The organism is Streptomyces sp. NPDC030820 (assembly GCF_055572075.1).
This window is the reverse complement of sequence record NZ_JBVIEB010000003.1, coordinates 348,913-365,107: the sequence shown is the minus strand read 5'-3', so window position 1 is coordinate 365,107 and position 16,195 is coordinate 348,913. Positions and strand designations below refer to the sequence as shown.

At 69.5% G+C, this 16,195-nt stretch carries 15 protein-coding genes; 9 read left to right on the top strand and 6 right to left on the bottom strand.

The window, feature by feature from the left end; genetic code table 11:
• Window position 1: 1 nt before the first annotated feature.
• Window positions 2-1,033: a LacI family DNA-binding transcriptional regulator gene (locus ACZ418_RS10070; RefSeq protein WP_468359807.1), complete on the bottom strand. Its 1,032-nt coding sequence runs from the start codon at window positions 1,031-1,033 to the stop codon at window positions 2-4.
• Window positions 1,034-1,153: 120 nt separating this feature from the next.
• On the opposite strand from ACZ418_RS10070, the gene ACZ418_RS10065 reads away from it, so the two are divergent.
• The 4 genes from ACZ418_RS10065 (at window position 1,154) to ACZ418_RS10050 (ending at window position 5,355) form a co-directional block, all read left to right on the top strand.
• Window positions 1,154-2,320, top strand: coding sequence for a phytanoyl-CoA dioxygenase family protein (locus tag ACZ418_RS10065; protein ID WP_468359804.1), 1,167 nt, complete (start codon window positions 1,154-1,156; stop codon window positions 2,318-2,320).
• A gap of 18 nt (window positions 2,321-2,338) precedes the next feature.
• Window positions 2,339-3,127, top strand: a complete 789-nt coding sequence (locus ACZ418_RS10060) for an SDR family oxidoreductase (protein ID WP_468359801.1) — start codon at window positions 2,339-2,341, stop codon at window positions 3,125-3,127.
• Between the two features lie 71 nt (window positions 3,128-3,198).
• Window positions 3,199-4,203 carry a Gfo/Idh/MocA family protein gene (locus ACZ418_RS10055; protein WP_468359797.1) on the top strand — a complete coding sequence of 335 codons (1,005 nt, stop codon included), beginning with the start codon at window positions 3,199-3,201 and terminating at the stop codon, window positions 4,201-4,203.
• A 57-nt stretch (window positions 4,204-4,260) separates the two neighbouring features.
• Window positions 4,261-5,355, top strand: coding sequence for a hypothetical protein (locus ACZ418_RS10050; RefSeq protein ID WP_468359794.1), 1,095 nt, complete (start codon window positions 4,261-4,263; stop codon window positions 5,353-5,355).
• Between the two features lie 27 nt (window positions 5,356-5,382).
• Here ACZ418_RS10050 and ACZ418_RS10045 read toward each other — a convergent pair whose 3' ends face one another.
• The 5 genes from ACZ418_RS10045 to ACZ418_RS10025 all read right to left on the bottom strand — a co-directional run bounded on the left by ACZ418_RS10045 (window position 5,383) and on the right by ACZ418_RS10025 (window position 9,677).
• Window positions 5,383-5,577, bottom strand: a complete 195-nt coding sequence (locus ACZ418_RS10045; protein ID WP_468359791.1) for a hypothetical protein — start codon at window positions 5,575-5,577, stop codon at window positions 5,383-5,385.
• Between the two features lie 184 nt (window positions 5,578-5,761).
• On the bottom strand, window positions 5,762-6,670 hold the full coding sequence (locus ACZ418_RS10040; RefSeq protein WP_468359788.1) for a sugar phosphate isomerase/epimerase family protein: 909 nt from the start codon (window positions 6,668-6,670) through the stop codon (window positions 5,762-5,764).
• A 2-nt stretch (window positions 6,671-6,672) separates the two neighbouring features.
• Window positions 6,673-7,578 carry an ATP-binding cassette domain-containing protein gene (locus ACZ418_RS10035; protein WP_468359785.1) on the bottom strand — a complete coding sequence of 302 codons (906 nt, stop codon included), beginning with the start codon at window positions 7,576-7,578 and terminating at the stop codon, window positions 6,673-6,675.
• A gap of 3 nt (window positions 7,579-7,581) precedes the next feature.
• Window positions 7,582-8,658, bottom strand: coding sequence for an ABC transporter permease (locus ACZ418_RS10030; protein ID WP_468359783.1), 1,077 nt, complete (start codon window positions 8,656-8,658; stop codon window positions 7,582-7,584).
• On the bottom strand, window positions 8,658-9,677 hold the full coding sequence (locus tag ACZ418_RS10025) for a substrate-binding domain-containing protein (RefSeq protein WP_468359780.1): 1,020 nt from the start codon (window positions 9,675-9,677) through the stop codon (window positions 8,658-8,660). The genes ACZ418_RS10030 and ACZ418_RS10025 overlap by 1 nt, the downstream gene beginning before the upstream one ends.
• Before the next feature lie 178 nt (window positions 9,678-9,855).
• On the opposite strand from ACZ418_RS10025, the gene ACZ418_RS10020 reads away from it, so the two are divergent.
• The 5 genes from ACZ418_RS10020 to ACZ418_RS10000 all read left to right on the top strand — a co-directional run bounded on the left by ACZ418_RS10020 (window position 9,856) and on the right by ACZ418_RS10000 (window position 16,195).
• Entirely contained in the window at window positions 9,856-10,647 is a 792-nt protein-coding gene (locus tag ACZ418_RS10020) for a GntR family transcriptional regulator (RefSeq protein ID WP_468359778.1), read from the top strand.
• 308 nt (window positions 10,648-10,955) lie between these two features.
• Window positions 10,956-12,269 carry an ABC transporter substrate-binding protein gene (locus ACZ418_RS10015; protein WP_468359775.1) on the top strand — a complete coding sequence of 438 codons (1,314 nt, stop codon included), beginning with the start codon at window positions 10,956-10,958 and terminating at the stop codon, window positions 12,267-12,269.
• 8 nt (window positions 12,270-12,277) lie between these two features.
• Window positions 12,278-13,258 (top strand): carbohydrate ABC transporter permease, encoded by a 981-nt coding sequence (locus ACZ418_RS10010; RefSeq protein WP_468359772.1) that lies wholly within the window; start codon window positions 12,278-12,280, stop codon window positions 13,256-13,258.
• Window positions 13,255-14,148 (top strand): carbohydrate ABC transporter permease, encoded by an 894-nt coding sequence (locus tag ACZ418_RS10005; protein WP_468359769.1) that lies wholly within the window; start codon window positions 13,255-13,257, stop codon window positions 14,146-14,148. The genes ACZ418_RS10010 and ACZ418_RS10005 overlap by 4 nt, the downstream gene beginning before the upstream one ends.
• 34 nt (window positions 14,149-14,182) lie before the next feature.
• Window positions 14,183-16,195 (top strand): beta-galactosidase, encoded by a 2,013-nt coding sequence (locus tag ACZ418_RS10000; protein ID WP_468359767.1) that lies wholly within the window; start codon window positions 14,183-14,185, stop codon window positions 16,193-16,195.

Below are 16,195 nucleotides of genomic sequence, written 5' to 3'. Positions count from 1 at the left end.
TTCACTCGGCCGGCTGCGCCGGCATGTTGTACGGCGTGACGACCTGGATCGCGGACGGCAGCGCCGGGCCGGCCGGGGGCAGCGCGCCGTGCGCCCGCATCACGAGGTGGCAGGCCTCCCGCATGTCCTGGCGCAGGTCGTGGTGGAGCACGGCGGACAGCCGGTGTTCGCGCAGCAGTCGCGTGTTGTCGTGGTCGAGGTCGTGGGCGATGAACACCGCGCAGGCGCGGCCGAGGTCGGCGAAGGCGCGCAGGGTGGCGTTGTTGCCGCCGCCGATGGAGTACACGGCCCGGATCTCCGGGTCCCGTTCCAGGGCGGCGCGGACCAGGTCGTACTGGGTGGCGTCCAGGCCCTGCCCCTCGGCGATCTCCACCAGGGTGCACTCGGGATGCCGGGCCCGCATCACGCTGCGGAACCCCATCTCGCGCTCCTCCTCGTTGCGGAAGAATCCGCTGCTCAGGCTGGTCAGGACATGGCCGGGCCGGTCGCCGAGCCACTGGCCCATCAGATAGGCGGCGGTGGCTCCGGCGGCCCGGTTGTCGCTGCCGACGTAGCCGATCCGGCCGCTGGCGGGCAGGTCGGTGACCAGGGTGACGACCGGGATGCCGGCCGCGGTGAGCCGGCCCACGGCGGCGGTGACCTCGGGGACGTCCGGCGCCTTGAGGATCACGCCCTGGGAGCCGCGCCGGGCGATCCGGTCCAGGGTCCTGACCTGCTCGGCGGCCGGCCCGGTCTCGCGGAAGTGGAAGCGTGAGCGCACCACGGCCGGATGCAGGGACGGCAGTTCGGCCTCCAGGGCGGCGCGTACGGCGGTGCTGAACCGCTCCGGTGCCTGCACCACGATGTCGACCATGAAGGTACGGCCGACCAGCCGCACCTGGGTGCGCTGCCGGTCGAGGTCGGCGATGGCCCGGTGCACCTCCTGCGCGGTGCTCTCGCGCACCCCTCCCCTGCGGTTCAGCACACGGTCCACCGTGGCCTCGCTGAGACCCGCCTGACGTGCGATCTCCCGGATCGGGAACGGGTGGCCCATGGGCCTGCTCCTTGAGGGGTTTTTGATGGCTGGCTGCTGGTTGTTCGAGGGGTTTGTCATGACAAGAATGACAGGACCGCGCCGTCGCCGTGGCCGAAAGCCGTGACCGAAAGGACACCGATGTCCGTCGCCTCCGTGCCAGGCCGTGCCTGGCTGTCCGAGCAGGACTGCGACCTGGCCGCCTTCCGCGCCCTGATCGACCGGACGACCCGCCTCGCGGACTACCCGCACGCCGCCTCGGTGACGGAGAACGTCCTGGTGTACGAGGGTGAGCGGCTGGCCACCGCCGAGGACCGGGACGCGCTGCGAGCCGAGCTGGTGCGGGCGTTCGCCGACGGCCCCGGGATCGTCGTCATTCCGGGTGCCTACCCGGACCCGGCGGTCGTCGACCGGGTCACGGCCGTGTTCGAGGCGCTGATCTGCGAACAGCGGGCCTCCGGGGCGACCGCCGGTGACCACTTCGCGAGACCCGGCGCCAACGACCGGGTGTGGAACGCGCTGGAGAAGACGGCCCTGTACGACGCGGAGGCGTTCGCCGACTACTACGCGAACGACGTGCTGGCCCTGGTCTCCTCGGCCTGGCTGGGCCCCGGCTACCAGGTGACCTCGCAGGTCAACGTGGTCAACCCGGGCGGTGCAGGGCAGACCGCGCACCGGGACTACCACCTCGGCTTCCTGAGCAACACGGCCGCGGCCGCCTATCCGGCGCATGTGCACCGGCTCTCCCCGGTGCTCACCCTCCAGGGCGCGGTCGCCCACTGCGACATGCCGGTGGAATCGGGCCCGACGCTCTGTCTGCCGTACTCGCAGCGGTACGAGCCGGGCTATCTGGCCTGGCGGCTCCCGGAGTTCCAGGCGTACTTCGAGCAGCACCACGTACAACTCCCGCTCGCCAAGGGCGACGCGGCCTTCTTCAACCCGGCGCTCTTCCACGCCGCCGGCACCAACCGCACGGCGGACGTGCCGCGCACGGCCAATCTGCTCCAGGTGTCCTCCGCCTTCGGGCGCGCGATGGAGACGGTGGACCGGGAGGCGGTGGCGAACGCGGTGTTCCCGGTGCTGCTGCGGCGGGCGGCCGAAGGCGCCGGCGAGGAGTGGCTGGAGAACGTGATCGCCGCGAGCGCCGAGGGCTATCCCTTCCCGACGAACCTGGACAGCGACCCGCCGGTCGACGGTCTGGCCCCGCCGGCGCAGGCGGACGTGCTGCGGCGGGCGGTGCGCGAGGGGTGGGCCCCGGAGCGGCTCCGTGCGGAGCTGCGGGCCGCTGCCGAACGACGAGAGAGCTGAGGAAGGGCGGGGCAGATCATGGGACTTCTCGACGGACTCCTCCGGGAGAAGATCGTCCTGGTCAACGGCGGCAGCCAGGGCGTCGGTGCCGCGATCGCGCGGGCGGCCGCCCGGGAGGGCGCCGTCGTGGCGGTCACCGGCCGCCGTACCCAGCCGGGCGAGGCGCTGGTCGCCGAGCTGGCCTCGGCCGGGGCCAAGGCGATGTTCGTGCGCGCCGATCTGGCGGACGCCGAGCAGGCCAGGGCGGCGGTCGCCGAGGTGGTGGACGCCTACGGACGCATCGACTGCCTGGTGAACTCCGCAGGGCTGACCTCCCGGGGCACGCTGCTGGACACGACCCCGGAGCTGTTCGACGCGCACATCGCGATCAACCTCAAGGGACCGTTCTTCGCGATGCAGGCGGCGGTCGCCGACATGGTGGCCCGCAAGGCGCCCGGCACGATCGTCAACATCATCACCTCGTCGGCGCACGGCGGCCAGCCGTTCCTGGCGCCGTACGTCGCCGCCAAGGCCGGTCTTGCGGGCCTCACCCGCAACGCGGCGCACGCCCATCGCTGGGACCGGATCCGGATCAACGGCCTGAACATCGGCTGGACCGCGACGGAGGGCGAGGACGCCACCCAGCGCGCCTTCCACGGAGCCGGCGACGACTGGCGCGAGCAGGCCGCGGCGAAGCTGCCGATGGGCAAGCTGGGCCAACCGGAGGAGATCGCCGACTTCGTGGTCCTCCTGCTGTCCGACCGGTCGGGGGTGGTCACGGGGTCGGTGATCGACTGGGACCAGAACGTCCTCGGCGGCCTCGACTGAAGCCCCCTCTCCGCTCGTCCCCGTAAGAACTGCCGCTCGTCCCCGTGAGAACTGCAAGGAGCCTCATCCTCATGCGCATCGGAATCCTCGGCCTCGGCCGCATCGGCGCCTTCCACGCCGAGACCCTCTCCGGACTGGACGCCGTCGAGTCGCTCGTCGTCACCGACCCGTTCGCAGACGCCGCCAAGGCCGCCGCCGAGCGGTTCGGCGCCCAAGTCGTGGACTCGCCGGAGGCGCTGCTGGCCGCCGGCGTGGACGGCATCGTGGTGGCGGCCGCGACCGACGCCCACCCCGCCCTGATCCTGGCCGGCGTCGAGGCCGGAGTCCCGGTCTTCTGCGAAAAGCCCGTCGCGAAGACGATGAGCGAGGGCGTCGAGGTGCTGAAGGCCGTGCGCCACAGCGATGTGCCGATCCAGATCGGCTACAACCGCCGCTTCGACGCGGGCTTCACCGCCGCGCGCGCCGCCGTCCAGGCGGGCGAGCTGGGCAAGCTGCACACGGTCCGCTCCACGACCCTGGACCCGGCGCCGCCGCCGGCCGCGTACATCGCCGCCTCCGGTGGCATCTTCCGGGACTGTTCCGTGCACGACTTCGACATCATCCGCTGGGTGACGGGCCGCGAGGTCACCGAGGTGTACGCGGTCGGCGGCAACCGGGGCGCCGACTACATCAAGGCGGCCGGCGACGCCGACACCACCGGCGCGATCCTCACCCTGGACGACGGCACCATCGCGGTGGTCTCCAACTCCCGCCACAATGCCCGGGGTTACGACGTCCGCATGGAGCTCCACGGCTTCGCCGACTCCATCGCCGTCGGCCTGGAGGACAAGCTCCCGCTGCGCTCGGTCGAACCCGGCGTGACCTTCCCGTCCGGTACCCCGCACGACTTCTTCATGGACCGCTTCGCGGACGCCTACCGCGCCGAGCTCACCGCGTTCACCGAGGTCGTGTCCGGCACCCGCCCCTCCCCCTGCACCGTCGAGGACGCCCTGGAGGCGGGCTGGATCGCGGAGGCCTGCACCCTGTCGCTGCACGAGCACCGGCCGGTGACGCTCACGGAGGTGCGCGGGGCCTGACCGCGGTACTTCAGGAAAGCCGTCCGGTGAGAGAACGCGATCCACTACCGTGCGGCTGTGACAGCACCCGCAAGTGAACAGCCCGCCCAACTCGGCCTGTTGGACCTCTCCGTGGACCTGTCCGTGCCCGAGGTCTACTCGGGCACGGACTTCACGCTCTACCTGCACATCAAGAACCCCTTCGCGGTGCCCGTGTGGGTCAAGTCGGTGGTACTGAGCCTGCCCACGCAGTTGTACTGGCGGTCACCGGACGCGGAGACACGGAAGGCGAACCGCCAGAAGCACGTCCAGGCCGAGCGCAGCACGCTGGAACGGGTCATCGAGACGCGCAACCAGCGCATCCTGGAGATCACCCAGGAACTGAGAAGGTTGCCCGCCGATGCGGGGGAGCAGACGGCACGCCTGCTGGATGTCATGCGCACCCTCCTCGACGAGAACAGTCGCGATGTCGACCTGCTGGCGGGGCAGGGCAACGCGCGGGTGCGTGCCGAGGGCAGTTCCACGGTCAACCTGCACAGTCCACGAACCAGGAACCTGACGGTCGAGGCGCACCGCGAGTCCACCATCAACGTGTACGACATCCGTCCGGTGGAGGACGAGGAGCCCGAGCGCGTCCCCCTCACCGGATCCCTGCCGCCGGGAACCGCCCTGGAGCCGGGCTGCACCGACGTTCAGACCATCCGCCTGGGAACGCGCAGGAACCCCCTCTTCCTGCCGGCCAGGTACCACCTGCAGCTCACCGTCATCTACACCGTCGAGCCGCCCCGGGACCCCGCTGCCGACACCGCTGCGGACTCACCCCACCAGCGGGTCTTCTCCAACACCACCTCCTTCACCGTGCCGGTGAAGGCCGCGCTGTGGAAAGTGATGTCCGGCGGTGTGATCGGCGGGTTCCTGGGCGGTGTCGGCAGGGCCCTGCAACAGACCCAGCACCCGGGTGCCCTGATCCAGACGGCCCGGCTCCTCCCGCTCATCGGCGCGTTGCTGTTGGCCGTCATACTGAGCGGAGTCGCCATCATCTTCTCGGCCCGCAAGTCCGACGCACAGTCCTTCGTCACGGTGGAGGACTTCTGGGGAGGCCTGCTCGTCGGCTTCCTCATCGGCTACTCGGGGACGGCGGCCTTCTCGGACATCACGCACATGAAGGTCTGACCGCCCCGAGGCGCCTGGCCGGGTCCGTCAGCCGCAGTACCGGATCAGCCATTCGTCCGGGTTGTAGGTGTTCCGCGCCGGGTCGGGCAGGGTCGCCGGGCTGGTCTCGACCATGTCCTGCGGGCGTATCCGCTCGGGCAGGGTGCCGAAACGGCTGCGGCGGCGCTCCGCCGCCTCCGTGGGGTCCTGTGTGCTGTCCCGGGGTTCCTGGCGCTGCGTCATCTTGTCCCTCCCGTCTGCGCGGGCGTCCCCCCGTCATCGTGCACAACGCCCGCGTGCACCCGGTTGGTTCCCGCGCGTGCCCTGGCCGAATCCGTCGCGGTCACGAAGGAACCGGACCCACGAGGGAACCGGGCCCACGAAGGAACCGGGCCCACCGAAGGAGCCCGGTTCCGGCGAGCGGTGGTCAGGCTCCGCAGGACCGCAGGAACCGCCGCGTCCGCACCGCGATCGGCAGGGGCTTGTCCGGCTCGCACGGGTACATGTCCTGCTCGACGATCGCGAACAGTTCCACGCCCAGCCGCTGCGCGGCCTGCAGGACGGGCCCCAACTCGGGCACGCCGGAAGGCGGTTCGCACATCACTCCGCGCTGCACCGCCGGCCCGAACGGCACCTCGTCGGCGATCACCTCGGCGAGGACGTCCGGGTCGACCTGCTTGAGGTGCAGATAGCCGATGCGCTCGCCGTAGGTCTCGATGAGCTTGACGCTGTCTCCGCCGCAGTAGGCGTAGTGCCCGGTGTCCAGGCACAGGTTGACCAGCTCGGTGTCGGTGGAGTCCAGGAAGCGTTCGACGTGGGCCTCGGTGTCGATGTGGGTGTCGGCGTGCGGGTGGACCACGATGTCCAGGCCGTACGTCTCCTTGACCTCGTGGCCGAGCCGCTCCATGCCCTTGGTCAGGTGCGCCCACTGCTCGGCGGTCAGCTCCGGCGGCTCCAGGATCTCGGCGGTCTTGTCGTCCCGCCAGAAGGAGGGGATGACGACCAGGTGCCGCGCGCCCATCGCCTGGGTGAGCGCGGCGACCTGGCTGACGTGCGCCCAGGTCTTGGCCCAGACGGACGGGCCGCGGTGCATCCCGGTGAAGACCGTGCCCGCCGAGACCTTCAGGTTCCGCCGGGCCACCTCGTCCCTGAGCCGCGCGGGGTCGGTGGGGAGGTAGCCGTAGGGGCCGAGCTCGATCCACTCGTAGCCGGCCTCGGACACCTCGTCCAGGAAGCGTTCCCAGGGCACCTGCCGCGGGTCGTCGGGGAACCAGACGCCCCACGAGTCGGGGGCCGAGCCGACCCGGATCCGGTCCAGCGGGGTGGGGGTGGCCATGGTCAGGGGGTTCCTTCCGGAGAGGGCGCGACGGGTGCGGTGAGGTCGCTCTCCTCGGGGAGTTCCTCGGTGTCGACGCCGCGTACCTGGGCCAGTTCGTGTTTGAGGGCGGCGAGTTCGGCGCCGCCGGCCATGTGGTTGGTCAGCTCCTCCAGGCTGACCTCGGCGCGGGAGGCGGACAGCTCCAGGGTGCCCAGGCGCAGCACGCTGAAGTGGTCGCCGACCATGTAGGCGTGGTGGGGGTTGTGGGTGATGAAGATGACGCCGAGGCCGCGGTCGCGGGCGGCGGCGATGTACTTCAGCACCACGCCGGACTGCTTGACGCCCAGGGCGGCGGTGGGCTCGTCCAGGATCAGGACGCGGGCGCCGAAGTAGACGGCGCGGGCGATGGCCACGCACTGGCGCTGGCCGCCGGAGAGGGTGCCGATGGGCTGTTCCAGGTCGTCCAGGACGATGCCCATGTGGCGCAGTTCCTCGTCCGCGGTCTTCTTCATCCGCGCGATGTCCAGCCGCCGGAGGGGCCACGGCCCCTTGGTCATCTCGGAGCCGAGGAAGAAGTTGCGCCACACCGGCATCAGGGGCACGGTGGCCAGGTCCTGGTAGACCGCCGCGATGCCCTTGTCCAGGGCCTCACGCGGGGTGGAGAACCGCACCGGGTGCCCGTCCACGAGGAACTCGCCCTCGGTGTGCTGGTGCAGCCCGGAGACGATCTTGATGAGGGTGGACTTGCCGGCGCCGTTGTCGCCCAGGACGCAGGTGACCTGACCGGCGTGGACCTTGAGGTCGACGCCGTGCAGGGCGCGGATGTTGCCGTAGGACTTGCCCGCCCTGCGCAGCTCGACCAGCAGCCCCTCCGCAGCGGGCGGCGTGTCCTGGACAACGGTGCCGTGGGTCTTGTTGTCGTTCATCGGTTACCTCCGGGTCGCCGTGCGCTGGACCCACAGATTGATCAGGACGGCGCCGAGCAGCATCACGCCCAGGAAGGCCTTGAACCAGTCGGGGTTCCAGCCGGCGTAGACGATGCCCTGGTTGACCATGCCGAACATGAACGCCCCGAAGACCGGGCCGATCGCCGAACCGGCACCACCGGTGAGCAGACACCCGCCGATGACGGCCGCGGCGATGTAGATCAGCTCCTGGCCCACGCCCTCACCGGACTGCACGGTGTTGAAGGAGAACAGCTGGTGCATGCCGATGAACCAGGCGCCGAACCCGACCAGCATGAACAGCGAGATCTTGGTGAAGGCCACCGGGACACCCACCGCCCGGGCGGACTCCTTGTTGCCGCCGACCGCGAAGATCCAGTTGCCGTACCTGGTGCGCAGCAGCACCCAGGTCGCCAGCGCCGCGAACACCAGCCACCACACCACGGTGATCTTCACCTGCACCCCGGCCACGTCGAAGGACGAGGCGAAGACCTTTCTGGCCTGGTCGAAGCCGTCCATGTCGCTGATGTCGTCGGTGGCCACATTGCCGGTGACCAGCTTGGTCACGGCCAGGTTCACGCCCTGCAGGATCAGGAAGGTGCCCAGGGTGATCAGGAAGCTGGGCAGACCGGTCTTCACCACCATCCAGCCGTTGAGGAACCCGATCGCGAGCGAGACGACCAGGGCGACGATCACGCCGGTCCACACGTTCAGGGTCAGCTGGTAGCTGAGCATGCTCGCGGTGAGCGCGGAGGTGATCACGGCGACACCCGCGGAGAGGTCGAACTCGCCGCCGATCATCAGCAGGGCGACCGGCAGGGCCATGATCCCGATGGTCGAGGACTGGTACAGGATCGTCGCCATCGAGCTGCCCTGGCGCACCGAGGGCGCGACGACCAGGAAGAAGACCAGTACGGCGGCGGCGCCCAGGAAGACGCCCACCTCGGGGCGGGCCAGCAGCCGCAGCGCCAGCGGGCGGCGTGCGGTGCGGCCGTCGCTCTGCTCGGGGCCGGACGCCGGCGGCCTGCCGAGGGCCGGTTCAGCCTGCTGGGCCATGCTCATCACCGGGTGCCCTTCGCGGCGAACTCGGCGACCTTGTCGACATTGGACTTGTCGACGAAGGCCGGGCCGGTGAGCACCGGCTGGACCCCGCCGCCGCTGTAGTTGCCGTTGTTCTTGTAGAGCCACAGCGCGTCGACCGCCAGGTAGCCCTGCAGATAGGGCTGCTGGTCGACGGCGAACTCGATCGAGCCGTTCTGGACGGCCTTCACCAGGTCCTTGTTCAAGTCGAAGGTGGCCACCTTGGCCTTGCTGCCCGCGTCGCCCACCGACTGCACCGCCGTGAGGGCGAAGGGGGCGCCGAGGGTGACGACCGTGTCGATGGAGCCGTCCTGCTTCAGCTTGGCCGTGATGGTCGACTTCACGGACGGCATGTCGGTGCCGTTCACGTACAGCGTCTCAGTGGTGCCCTTGAACGTCTTCTTCACTCCGTCGCAGCGCTGGGTGAGGCCCACGTTGCCCTGCTCCTGGATGACGCAGACGACCTTCTTGGCGCCGGTGGAGTTCAGCTTGTCGCCGAACGCCTCGCCCGCCACGCTCTCGTCCTGCCCGAAGAACTCCAGCAGGCCGAGCTTCCTCCAGTCACTCAGGCCCGAATTCAGCCCGACCACCGGTATGCCGGACTGCTGCGCCTTGCCGATGACGCTCTTCATCGCGTCCGGCTTGGCCAGGGTGACCGCGATGCCGTCGACCTTCTGGTCGACGGCGTTCTGCACCAGGTTCGACTGGTTGCCGGCGTTGGGATCGGCGGAGTAGACGAGCTTGACGTTGTCCTTGGCTGCGGCGGCCTCGGCGCCCTTGCGGACGGTGTCCCAGAAGGTGTCGCCGGGCGCCTGGTGCGTGACCAGCGCGACGGTCATGCGCGGGGTGTTGGCCTTGCCCGCCGAGGCGTTCTGGGCCGCCTCCTCGGCCTTCTTGCCGCCATGGCTGCTGGCGCAGCCGGCGAGGGTCAGGGCCGCCGCGGCGGCGACCGCCACGACCGGGGCGAGTCTCCGGGAGCGGGAGGGGGAAGAGCGGTCCATCTTTCCTGCACCTCACTGTGCGTGCGACGGGGGAAGGGACGCTGTTGCGTTGGGACGGGATCAAAGTCCCTGGGGCGCCTGCTGTCAATACTTTGTTAAGACATCATTTCAGAAGCAGGTTCGAATGTAAGTACAAAGCATTGACACCCTTGGCGTCCGAGATCTACACCTGAGAGGCATGAGCCCAGTACACCGCACCCCGCAGCGAACGGCACCGGGTGATCGCGCGGTCGACTCCCTCAGCTTCGCTTTGGACCGCACGAGCCCGGTGCCGCTGTACTACCAGCTCGCCCAGCAGCTGGAGTCGGCCATCGAACACGGCACGCTGGCCCCGGGCAACCTCCTGGGCAACGAGGTCGACCTCTCCGTACGCCTCGGCCTGTCCCGCCCCACCGTGCGCCAGGCCATCCAGTCCCTGGTGGACAAGGGACTGCTGGTGCGCCGCCGCGGCGTGGGCACACAGGTCGTTCACAGCAAGGTCAGACGGCCGCTGGAGCTCAGCAGCCTCTACGACGACCTGGAGTCGGCCGGCCAGGGCCCGACCACCCGGGTGCTGCGCAACGAACGGGTCCCGGCGAGCGCGGAGGTGGCCGCCGCGCTCGGGCTCGCAGAGGGTGCCGAGGTCACCGTCCTGGAGCGGCTGCGCTGCACCCACGGCCAACCGGTGGCGTTCCTGTGCAACTACCTGCCGGCCGCACTCCTCGAACTCCCGACACAGCAGCTGGAGTCGACGGGTCTGTACCGCATGATGCGGTCCGCCGGAATCGTCCTGCACAGCGCCCGCCAGTCCATCGGCGCCCGCAGCGCCACGGCCGAGGAGGGCGCCCTGCTGGACGAGAAGGAGGGTGCGGCCCTGCTCACCATGCGGCGCACCGCGTACGACGTCACGGGCCGGCCGGTGGAGTACGGCAGCCATGTGTACCGGGCGTCGCGGTACACCTTCGACTTCCAGCTGCTGGTCCGTACCTGAACCGCCGACCCGGACCCGAACCGCTGGTCAGGACGCGAAGCGGAATCACCCGTGTTCACACAGCCCCCACGGCCGCCCGTGCCGTGGGGGCTGTCGGCTCTGCGCTCCGGTGAACACGCAGGTGACCGTGACGATTACGTTTCGGGCAAGAGACAGCACAGAGGGAGCCGACCTATTGACTCATGAGCGGACATGGGGCTGTTATTACGCCCACGATGTTCGGTCGAGTTGGTTTCTGATCGGTTTCGAAAACCTTTCGGTGATCAACTCATCCCCTTGACCGAACCCTGTATTCCTCAGGAGCCGCCATGCGCCTCTCCCCCGCCGGTCTCTCCGTCCCGGGTCCCAGCCGTCGTTCGATCCTGCGCGGTGCAGGCAGTGCCGCCCTGCTCGCCGGTGCCGGCATACCCCTGCTGTCCGCCTGCGGGAGCAGCGGTGCGTCCTCGGACCCGAAGACCGTCACCCTCGGCTCCAACGCCTCGGACGCGGTGCCGAAGAAGGCCTTCGAGGCCGTGTACGCGGACTTCAAGAAGCAGTCCGGCATCACGGTCGACGTCAACACGAAGGACCACAACACCTTCCAGGAGCAGATCAACTCGTATCTGCAGGGCACGCCGGACGACGTGTTCAACTGGTTCGCCGGGTACCGCATGCAGTTCTTCGCGGCCAAGGGCCTGGCCTCGCCGATCGACGACGTGTGGGCGAAGATCGGGGACAACTTCCCGGACGCGATGAAGAAGCTCAGCAAGGGCGAGGACGGCAAGTACTACTTCGTGCCGCTGACGACGTACCCCTGGGCGATCTTCTACCGCAAGAGCGTCTTCCAGCAGCACGGCTACCAGGTCCCCACCACCTGGGACCAGTTGGTCGCCCTGTGCAAGCAGATGAAGAAGGACGGCCTGGTCCCGATCGCTTTCGGCGACAAGGATGCCTGGCCGGCGATGGGCACCTTCGACCAGATCAACTTCCGCCTCAACGGCTACGACTTCCACGTCCAGCTGATGGCGGGCAAGGCGGCCTGGACCGACGCCAAGGTGAAGGCCGTCTTCGACCACTGGGCCGAGCTCCTCCCCTACCACCAGGACGGCTTCATGGGCCGCACCTGGCAGGACGCCGCGCAGACGCTGGTGTCGAAGAAGGCCGGCATGTACCTCCTCGGCTCGTTCGTGGCCCAGCAGTTCACCAACAAGGCCGACCTGGACGACCTCGACTTCTTCCCCTTCCCGGAGATCAACTCCGCTTACGGCCAGGACACGGTCGAGGCGCCGACCGACGGCTTCATGGTGAGCAAGTCCCCCAAGAACCACGACGGCGTGGTGAAGCTGCTGGAGTACCTGGGCACCCCGGCGGCCGAGGAGACGTACCTCAAGGGCGACCCGAGCGTGGTGGCCGCCTCCAGCAAGGCGAGCACCGCCTCGTACTCGGCGCTGCAGAAGAAGGCGTTCGACATGATCAGCAACGCCAAGACGCTCACCCAGTTCATGGACCGCGACTCCCGCCCCGACTTCACCTCCACGGTGATGCAGCCGGGCCTGCAGAAGTTCCTGCAGAACCCCAAGGGCGTGGACAGTCTGCTGTCGTCCATCGAGCGCCAGAAGAAGACCATCTTCGCGTCCCAGTGAGCGGCCCGATGACGACCGATACGACCACGAAGTCCCCGGAGGCGGCCGCGGTGCCGCCTCCGGGCGCCTCGCCTGTGAAGAAGCGGGCCACGCAGGGCCACCGGCGCCTGCTGACCCGCCGTGACCGGTTCACGCTCGCCCTGATGGCGGGCGTGCCGACGATCCTGCACGTGCTCCTGGTGTGGGTCACCGCCATCGCCTCGATCTTCCTCGCCTTCACCACCTGGGACGGCATCGGGTTCGACTCGATCAAGTGGGTGGGCCTGGACAACTTCAAGCAGCTCTTCACCGACAACCCGCAGTTCTGGCCCGCCGTCCAGCACAACATCATCTGGTTCGTCGTACTGATCCTGATCCCGACCCCGCTCGGGCTCTTCCTCGCCGTCCAGCTGGACAAGAAGATCCGTTTCAGCCGGGTCTACCAGACCGCGTTCTTCCTGCCGGTGGTCATCTCGATGGCCTGCATCGGCTTCGTCTGGCAGCTGGTCTACAACCCGGACACCGGCCTGATCAACAGCCTCATCGGGGCCAACAAGCCGGGCCACTACATCGACTGGATCGGCGACCCGCACCTGAACCTGTGGGCGGTCCTGATCGCCGCGTCCTGGCGGCACACCGGCTACATGATGATCCTGTACCTGGCCGGCCTGAAGAGCGTCGACCCCTCCCTCAGAGAGGCCTCCGCCCTCGACGGCGCCAACGAGTGGCAGACGTTCAAGAGCGTCATCTTCCCCACCCTGCGCCCGACCAACACGGTCGTGCTGGTGGTCACGATCATCGAGGCGCTGCGCGCCTTCGACCTGGTCTTCGTCTTCAACAAGGGCGCCCAGGGCACCGAGTTGCTGTCGATCCTGGTCACCAACAACATCATCGGCGAGTCCAGCCGCATCGGCTACGGCTCCGCCATCGCCGTCGTCCTGCTGGTGATCTCCCTCGCGGTGATCATCCCCTATCTGATCGCCACCTTCCGGAAGGAGCGGCGCGCATGAGCAGCACCACCGTCGCGGCGCCGCTGAAGCGGCGCGCCCCGATCCGCCCGGCCCGGGTCCTGCTGCACGTCTTCCTCGCCGGCACGGCGCTGGCGTGGCTGGCGCCGCTGCTGTGGGCGATCTTCTCGGCCCTGCGGCCCTACAGCGAGACCAGCGCCAAGGGCTACGTCTCCTGGCCCAGCAAGCTGACGTTCGAGAACTTCACGAACGCCTTCAAGCAGTCGGACATGCTGCACTACTTCGGCAACACGCTGGTCATCGCGATCCCGGCCGTGCTGCTGACGCTGTTCCTGTCCTCCTGCGTGGCGTTCTACGTCGCCCGCTTCGACTTCCGCCTCAACCTCGCCCTCCTGCTGGTCTTCACGGCCGGCAACCTGCTGCCGCAGCAGGTCATCATCACCCCGCTGTACCGGCTGTACCTGCTGACGAACCTGCCCGGCATCACGGCCAGCGGCAAGCTGTACGACTCCGCGCTCGGCCTGGTCCTGATCCATGTGGCCTTCCAGTCCGGGTTCTGCGCGTTCGTACTGAGCAACTACATGCGCTCGCTGCCGCACGAGCTGACCGAGGCCGCGCTGGTCGACGGCGCCTCGGTGTGGCGGCTGTACTGGCAGATCACCCTGCCGCTGTGCAAGCCGGCGATGGCGGCCCTGGCGACCCTGCTGTCGATCTGGATCTACAACGACTTCTTCTGGGCGCTGGTGCTGATCTCGACCGGCCAGAACATGCCGATCACCTCGGCCCTGAACAACCTCTCCGGCCAGTACTTCACCGACCCCAACCTGGTCGCCGCGGGCTCCCTGCTGACCGCGATCCCGACCCTGATCGTCTACTTCGCGCTCCAGCGCCAGTTCGTCAGCGGTCTGACCCTGGGCTCCAACAAGGGCTGAGCCGCGTTTCGTGAAAGAGAACGAAGAGAACACCGTGAAACCCACCCTGTCCGTCCCCGGCCTCGCCTACGGCGGCGACTACAACCCCGAGCAGTGGCCCGAGGAGGTGTGGGCCGAGGACATGCGCCTGATGCGCGAGGCCGGGGTGAACCTGGTCAGCGTCGGCATCTTCTCCTGGGCCCTGCTGGAGCCGGCCGAGGGCGTGTACGACTTCTCGCACCTGGACAAGGTCCTCGGCCTGCTGCACGAGAACGGCATCGCCGCCGACCTGGCCACGCCCACGGCGGCGCCTCCGGCGTGGTTCTTCCGCGCCCACCCGGAGGCGCTGCCCGTCGACCGGGACGGCCGCACCCTCTCCTACGGCAGCCGGCAGACCTTCTGCCCGTCCTCCCCCGCCTACCGTGCGGCCGCGCTGCGCATCGCGGGCGCGCTCGCCGAGCGCTACGCGGACCACCCGGCCGTGCGCATGTGGCACGTGCACAACGAGTACGGCTGCCACAACGCGGCCTGCTACTGCGACACCAGCGCGGCATCCTTCCGCCGCTGGCTCCGGGCCCGCTACGGCGACGACCTGGCGGCGCTCAACGACGCCTGGGGCACGCGGTTCTGGAGCCAGTGGTACTACGACTGGGAGGAGGTCCTGCCGCCGCGCGCCACCGGCGCCGTACCCAACCCGACGCACCAGCTGGACTGGCGCCGCTTCTGCTCCGACGAGCTGCTGTCGCTGTGCACGGCGGAACGGGACGTGCTGCGGGCGGCGGCGCCGTCGCTCCCGGCCACCACCAACTTCATGGTGATGTTCAACTTCGACGCGCTCGACTACTGGCGCTGGGCGCCGGAGCTGGACATCGTCTCCAACGACCACTACCTGATGTCCACCGACCCGGCGTCGGAGATCGACATCGCGCTCAGCGGCGACCTGACCCGTTCCCTCGCGGGCGGCCCCTGGCTGCTCATGGAGCACTCCACCGGCGCGGTGAACTGGCAGCCCGTCAACCGGGCGAAGCGACCTGGTGAGTTGCGCCGTAACGCGCTCGCGCACGTGGCGCGCGGCGCGGACGGAATCGCGTACTTCCAGTGGCGGCAGTCGAAGGCGGGTGCGGAGCAGTGGCACTCGGCGATGGTGCCGCACGCGGGCACCGACAGCCGGATCTGGCGGGACGTGGTGCGGCTGGGCGCGGATCTGCGGGCTTTGGCGGAGGTCCGGGGCAGCACGAGTCCGGCCGAGGTGGCGATCGTCTGGGACTGGGACGCGCGCTGGGCCCTGGAACTGCCCTCGCAGCCCAGCGGGGAGCTGCGCTACGCCGACCTGGTCCGGGCCTGGTACGAGCCGCTGTGGCGGTCGGGCGTGGCGGTGGATTTCGTACGACCGCAGACGGACCTGTCCGCCTACCGCCTGGTGCTGGCCCCCAGCCTGTACCTGGTGGACGACGCAGGCGCGGCGAACCTGTCGGCGTTCGCCGAGCGCGGCGGCACCCTCGCCGTGGGCTTCCACAGCGGGGCGGTGGACGACAACTGCCAGGTACGGCTGGGTGGTTACCCGGGCGCGTTCCGCGAGGTGCTCGGCGTCCGCTCGGACGAACCGTTCCCGCTGCTGCCCGGCGAGCAGGTCACGCTGTCCGGCGCGGTCCCGGACGGGGCGACGGGCACGCTGTGGTCGGAGCGGCTGCGGCTGGAGGGCGCGGAGGCGGTCGCGTCGTACGCCGACGGCCCCCTGTCCGGCGTCCCCGCGGTGACCCGGCGCCCGCACGGGACCGGCGCCGCCTGGTACCTGGCCACACTGCCGGACCCGGACACCCTGGCCGCGCTGCTGGACCGCGTCCGGGGCGAGGCGGGCGTGGAGCCGGTGCGTACGGCCCCGCCCGGTGTGGAGGTGGTCCGCCGGCGCGGTCCGGAGGCGGACTACCTGTTCGTCATCGACCATGCCGGGCAGGGCGCGGAGGTGTCGACCGCAGCGGGGGCGACGGAACTCCTCACCGGTAAGGAGCTGCACGACTCGGTGACGGTGCCGCCGGGCGAGGTCGCCGTCGTACGGGAACCGCGGTGA

Excerpts from the sequence above, each read along its gene's own strand:
- ACZ418_RS10070 (WP_468359807.1), bottom strand. The coding sequence starts at position 1,033 with ATGGGCCACCCGTTCCCGATCCGGGAGATCGCACGTCAGGCGGGTCTC.
- ACZ418_RS10060 (WP_468359801.1), top strand. The coding sequence starts at position 2,339 with ATGGGACTTCTCGACGGACTCCTCCGGGAGAAGATCGTCCTGGTCAAC.
- ACZ418_RS10065 (WP_468359804.1), top strand. The coding sequence starts at position 1,154 with ATGTCCGTCGCCTCCGTGCCAGGCCGTGCCTGGCTGTCCGAGCAGGAC.
- ACZ418_RS10035 (WP_468359785.1), bottom strand. The coding sequence starts at position 7,578 with ATGAACGACAACAAGACCCACGGCACCGTTGTCCAGGACACGCCGCCC.
- ACZ418_RS10015 (WP_468359775.1), top strand. The coding sequence starts at position 10,956 with ATGCGCCTCTCCCCCGCCGGTCTCTCCGTCCCGGGTCCCAGCCGTCGT.
- ACZ418_RS10055 (WP_468359797.1), top strand. The coding sequence starts at position 3,199 with ATGCGCATCGGAATCCTCGGCCTCGGCCGCATCGGCGCCTTCCACGCC.
- ACZ418_RS10010 (WP_468359772.1), top strand. The coding sequence starts at position 12,278 with ATGACGACCGATACGACCACGAAGTCCCCGGAGGCGGCCGCGGTGCCG.
- ACZ418_RS10020 (WP_468359778.1), top strand. The coding sequence starts at position 9,856 with ATGAGCCCAGTACACCGCACCCCGCAGCGAACGGCACCGGGTGATCGC.
- ACZ418_RS10045 (WP_468359791.1), bottom strand. The coding sequence starts at position 5,577 with ATGACGCAGCGCCAGGAACCCCGGGACAGCACACAGGACCCCACGGAG.
- ACZ418_RS10030 (WP_468359783.1), bottom strand. The coding sequence starts at position 8,658 with ATGAGCATGGCCCAGCAGGCTGAACCGGCCCTCGGCAGGCCGCCGGCG.
- ACZ418_RS10005 (WP_468359769.1), top strand. The coding sequence starts at position 13,255 with ATGAGCAGCACCACCGTCGCGGCGCCGCTGAAGCGGCGCGCCCCGATC.
- ACZ418_RS10025 (WP_468359780.1), bottom strand. The coding sequence starts at position 9,677 with ATGGACCGCTCTTCCCCCTCCCGCTCCCGGAGACTCGCCCCGGTCGTG.
- ACZ418_RS10040 (WP_468359788.1), bottom strand. The coding sequence starts at position 6,670 with ATGGCCACCCCCACCCCGCTGGACCGGATCCGGGTCGGCTCGGCCCCC.